The sequence below is a fragment of the Streptomyces sp. WELS2 genome (assembly GCF_013870595.1).
Taxonomy (GTDB): Bacteria; Actinomycetota; Actinomycetes; order Streptomycetales; family Streptomycetaceae; genus Streptomyces.
In genome coordinates, this window is sequence record NZ_JACBWZ010000446.1 from 1 (window position 1) to 5,178 (window position 5,178).

Genomic DNA, 5,178 nt, shown 5'->3' on the forward strand with positions numbered 1-5,178 from the left:
GTCCACCTGCGCAACGACCTGTTCTCCTACCAGCGCGAGGTCGAGGAGGAGGGCGAGAACAGCAACGGCGTGCTGGTCCTGGAGACGTTCTTCCAGTGCACCACCCAGGAGGCCGCCGACATCGTCAACGACGTCCTCACCTCCCGGCTGCACCAGTTCGAGCACACCGCGCTCACCGAAGTGCCCGCCGTCGCCCTGGAGAAGGGACTGACCCCCGCCGAGGTGGCCGACGTCGCCGCCTACACCAAGGGGCTCCAGGACTGGCAGTCCGGCGGCCACGAATGGCACCTGCGCTCCAGCCGCTACATGAACAAGGGCGCCCGCACCCGCTCGCCGTGGCAGCTGCCGAGCGGCCTCGGCACCTCGGCCGCCGACATCGGCGCCCTCCTCGCCTCGGCCGCGCAGGACCGCCTGCGCTCCTACTCCCACGTGCCCTTCCAGAAGGTCGGCCCGTCCCGCATCCCCGACCTGTACATGCCCTTCGAACTCCAGCTCAGCCCCCACCTCGACCAGGCCCGCGGCCGCCTCGTCGACTGGTGCCACCGCATGGGCATCCTCCAGGAGGGGGTCTGGGACGAGGACAAGCTGGCCGCCTACGACCTCGCGCTGTGCTCCGCGGGCCTGGACCCGGACGCCACCCCCGAGGCCCTCGACCTGAGCGCGCACTGGCTCGCCTGGGGAACCTACGGCGACGACTACTACCCGCTGGTGTACGGCCACCGCAGGGACCTGGCCGCCGCCCGCCTGACCACGGCGCGGCTCTCGCAGTGCATGCCGGTCGAGGGCGAGGCGGCCGTCGTCCCCGGCAACGCCATGGAACGCGCGCTGATCGACCTGTGGACGCGCACCACGGCCACCATGACCACCGACCAGCGGCGCACCCTGAAGGCGGCCGTCGACACGATGACCGAGAGCTGGGTCTGGGAACTGTCCAACCAGCTCCAGAACCGCATCCCGGACCCGGTCGACTACCTGGAGATGCGGCGCGCCACCTTCGGCTCCGACCTCACCCTGAGCCTGTGCCGGATGGGGCAGGGCCCCGCCATCCCGGCCGAGGTGTACGCCAGCGGCCCGGTGCGCTCCCTGGAGAACGCCGCCATCGACTACGCCTGCCTCCTCAACGACGTCTTCTCCTACCAGAAGGAGATCGAGTACGAGGGCGAGATCCACAACGCCGTCCTCGTGGTGCAGAACTTCTTCGGCGTGGACTACCCCTCCGCGCTGACCGTCGTCCAGGACCTCGTCAACCAGCGCATGCGACAGTTCGAGCACGTCATCGCGCACGAACTGCCCGTCCTGTACGACGACTTCGCACTGTCCGAGGAGGCCAGGGCCGCCATGGGCGCCTATGTGCTGGACTTGCGGAACTGGCTGGCGGGCATCCTGAACTGGCACCGGTCCGTCGACCGGTACAAGGCCGAGTGGCTGGGCCGCCGCGCCCACGGCTTCCTGCCCGACCGGCCGCCCGCCGTGCCCACCCTGTCGCTCGGCTGACGCTCGCCGAATCTCCTCGTACGGAACCGGGCATTCAGGGAACTTCGGTGACTCCTCGGGAGTCTTCAGGAGCAAGGGGAACAACAAGTCGCCAACACGGGGGGTGTTCGGCCTTGACCGAGACGATCGAGAGGCTCGCCGCAGACACCGGGCGGGTGCCCGCACCGACCACGAAGGAACTGACGCCGTACGTGGCGCCGTTGACCGTACCGCCGGTCCTGCGGCCCGCCACGGACGACGTCCTGCGCGAAACCGAGATCGCGCTGCGCCCGACCTGGGTGCGGCTCCACCCGCAGCTGCCGCCGACCCTCATGTGGGGCTACGACGGGCAGGTGCCGGGTCCCACCATCGAAGTGCGGCGCGGCCGGCGCGTCCGCATCGCCTGGACCAACCGCATCCCCAAGGAGAGCGAGTACCCGGTCACGGCGGTGGAGGTGCGGCGGCGGCCGGAAGGCCCGCAGCCCACCACGGAGCCCGGCCGCGGGGGCGTCGAGCCGGACAAGGACGTCGCCGCCCTGCCCGCCTGGCTGGTGACCCATCTGCACGGCGCCCAGACCGGCGGCGGCAACGACGGCTGGACGGACAACGCCGTCGGCCCCGGCGACGCCCAGCTGTCGGAGTACCCGAACGACCACCAGGCGGTCCAGTGGTGGTACCACGACCACGCCATGAACATCACCCGCTGGAACGTGATGGCGGGCCTGTACGGCACCTACCTGGTCCGGGACGACGAGGAGGACGCCCTCCACCTGCCGTCCGGGGAGCGGGAGATACCGCTGCTCATCGCCGACCGCAACATCGACACCGACGAGGACGGCCGGCTCAACGGCCGGCTGCTGCACAAGACGCTGATCGTCCAGGACCGCAACCCGGAGACGGGCAAGCCGGTCTCCATCCCGTTCACCGGCCCGTACACCACGGTCAACGGCCGGATCTGGCCCTACGCCGAGGTGGACCCGGCCTGGTACCGCTTCCGGCTGGTCAACGCGTCCAACGCGCGCATCTTCCACCTGGTCCTGATCGACGAGGACGGCGAGCCGGTGCCCGGCATCGTGCACCAGATCGGCAGCGACGGCGGCCTGCTGCCGCGCCCGGTACCGGTCGACTTCGACGCGGAGCTGCCCGACCTGACCGCCGCGCCGGCCGAGCGGTTCGACCTGCTGATCGACTTCCGCGCCCTGGCCGGCCGGACCCTGCGCCTGGTGAACAAGGGGCCCAACGAGCCCGCCGGGGTGGCCGATGCGGCCGGGGACGTGGCGTACCCGGACGTGCTCCAGTTCCGGGTCCGGGACGACTGCGAGGAGGACACCTTCGAACTGCCCGAGGTGCTCTCCGGCTCCTTCCGCCGCCTCACCCACGACATACCGCACGGCCACCGTCTGATCCTGCTCACCCCGCCCGCCACCAAGGGCGGCGGCGGTCACCCGGAGATCTGGGAGATGACCGAGATCGAGCGCCCGGCGGGCCTCAGGCTCCCGGCCGACGGCATCGTGCTGACCCTGCTCGACCGCGACATCAACAAGCTGCGCGAGGCCGACAAGATCTTCGGCACGAAGATCAAGGCCGTCATGTCCAACTCCTTCGAGCTGGAGAAGGCCGTCCTCGACGCCGACCTCGTCATCGGCGCGGTCCTCATCCCGGGCGCCAAGGCCCCGAAGCTGGTCACCAACGAGATGGTGTCCCGGATGAAGCCCGGAAGTGTCCTTGTCGACATCGCGATCGACCAGGGCGGCTGCTTCGAGGACTCCCGCCCCACCACGCACGCCGAGCCGACCTTCAAGGTGCACAACTCGGTCTTCTACTGCGTCGCCAACATGCCGGGCGGTGTGCCCAACACCTCCACCAACGCGCTCACCAACGCGACGCTGCCGTACATCGTCTCGCTGGCCAACAACGGCTGGGTGGAGGCGCTGCGCCGCGACGCCGCGCTCGCCAAGGGCCTCAACACCCATGACGGCAAGGTGGTTTACAAGGAGGTGGCGGAGGCCCACGGCCTGCCCCACGTCGAGCTGGACTCGCTGCTCGGCTGACCTGCGCCAGCAGGTCACGACCGGGTGAGTCGTCAAGTCACCACCCGTCAAAAGGCGATTCGTCAACACGACTCGTCAATCCCGCGCACCCGGCCGGACCTTGCCCGACAAGGTCCGGCCGGATGTGTGTATGGTCACTTTGCGGCTCTCGGTCAACTCGCCTCGAACGTAACGCTTCGACCGATTCGCACACCCGGGAAACCTGCTGTGCGACGGCCGTACGCCCTTGACAGCGACATGTTTCATTGCCGACACATCCTGCCGGGTCCGGCGGATTGTGTTGCTGCGGACCGCCGACACGCCATAGAGTCGCCAACCGTCGGCATGGTGCCACGCTGACCTTGTCTAGAAGTTTCCTGGTCACCAAGGAGGTAAGACGACTTGTGAATGAGTCGACATTTTCTCCCGGGGGTGGTCAACCAGGAATGCCGGTCCGGGGCCAGGGCCCCGCGGGATTCGAGGCTGTCGGCTCCGTAGCTGTGCGCACCTTCGCAGCCCACCAGAGTTCCGGTCCGCACGCGGCCGGGACAGCACACCAGAGCATGGATGGCCATCACGTGAACGCCATGGCCGGCGACGGAAGTGGCGCGCCCCACAACCACTTCGCCGACTACGACGAACTGCCCGAGGGGCACTTCTACGACCCCGACGCCGAGTACGAGCCGGATCCGGAGTACGCGGCCACGCTCGCGCCCGACGCGGCCCGTCAGCGCCGTGAGCGCATCGGCCCGACCGGACGCCCGCTGCCCTACTTCCCGATCCCGGGCCCGCTGACCGACCACGGCCCCGCGAAGATCATCGCGATGTGCAACCAGAAGGGCGGCGTCGGCAAGACGACGTCGACCATCAACCTGGGCGCCGCGCTCGCGGAGTACGGCCGGCGCGTGCTGCTCGTGGACTTCGACCCGCAGGGCGCGCTGTCGGTGGGTCTCGGGGTGAACCCGATGGAGCTCGACCTCACCGTCTACAACCTGCTCATGGAGCGGGGCATGTCCGCGGACGAGGTCCTGCTGAAGACCGCGGTCCCCAACATGGACCTGCTGCCCTCCAACATCGACCTGTCGGCCGCCGAGGTCCAGCTGGTCTCCGAGGTCGCGCGCGAGTCCACGCTCCAGCGGGCCCTGAAGCCGCTGCTGCCCGACTACGACTACATCGTGATCGACTGCCAGCCCTCGCTCGGCCTGCTCACCGTCAACGCCCTGACGGCCGCTCACAAGGTGATCGTGCCGCTGGAGTGCGAGTTCTTCGCGCTGCGCGGTGTGGCCCTGCTGACCGAGACCATCGAGAAGGTCCAGGAGCGGCTCAACCCCGAGCTGGAGCTCGACGGCATCCTCGCCACGATGTACGACTCGCGCACCGTCCACAGCCGCGAGGTGCTGGCCCGCGTGGTCGAGGCCTTCGACGATCACGTCTACCACACGGTCATCGGCCGCACGGTCCGCTTCCCGGAGACCACGGTCGCCGGTGAGCCGATCACCACGTACGCCTCCAACTCCGTCGGTGCCGCCGCCTACCGCCAGCTCGCCAGGGAGGTGCTCGCCCGGTGTCACGCCGAGTGAGTCTGCCCGGGGCCGACGAACTCTTCCGTACGACAGGAGGGATGGCGCTCCAGCCGTCCACTCCCCGGCGCGCGGCGGGCGGCGAGGCCCGGGTG

Annotated in this window: 2 protein-coding genes and 2 pseudogenes; all 4 read left to right on the forward strand. The window is 69.4% G+C overall.

Annotated elements, in window-relative coordinates:
* A partial coding sequence (cyc2, locus tag H5J33_RS22795) for a germacradienol/geosmin synthase Cyc2 (protein ID WP_181796771.1) occupies positions 1–1,494 on the forward strand: 1,494 nt, incomplete at its 5' end.
* A gap of 311 nt (positions 1,495–1,805) precedes the next feature.
* Positions 1,806–2,168: pseudogene (locus tag H5J33_RS38395) on the forward strand (multicopper oxidase domain-containing protein); the annotation flags it as partial.
* Between the two features lie 741 nt (positions 2,169–2,909).
* Positions 2,910–3,524: pseudogene (locus H5J33_RS38400) on the forward strand (alanine dehydrogenase); the annotation flags it as partial.
* 425 nt (positions 3,525–3,949) lie between these two features.
* Positions 3,950–5,083, forward strand: coding sequence for a ParA family protein (locus H5J33_RS22810; RefSeq protein ID WP_078844238.1), 1,134 nt, complete (start codon positions 3,950–3,952; stop codon positions 5,081–5,083).
* The last annotated feature ends 95 nt before the right edge of the window (positions 5,084–5,178 follow it).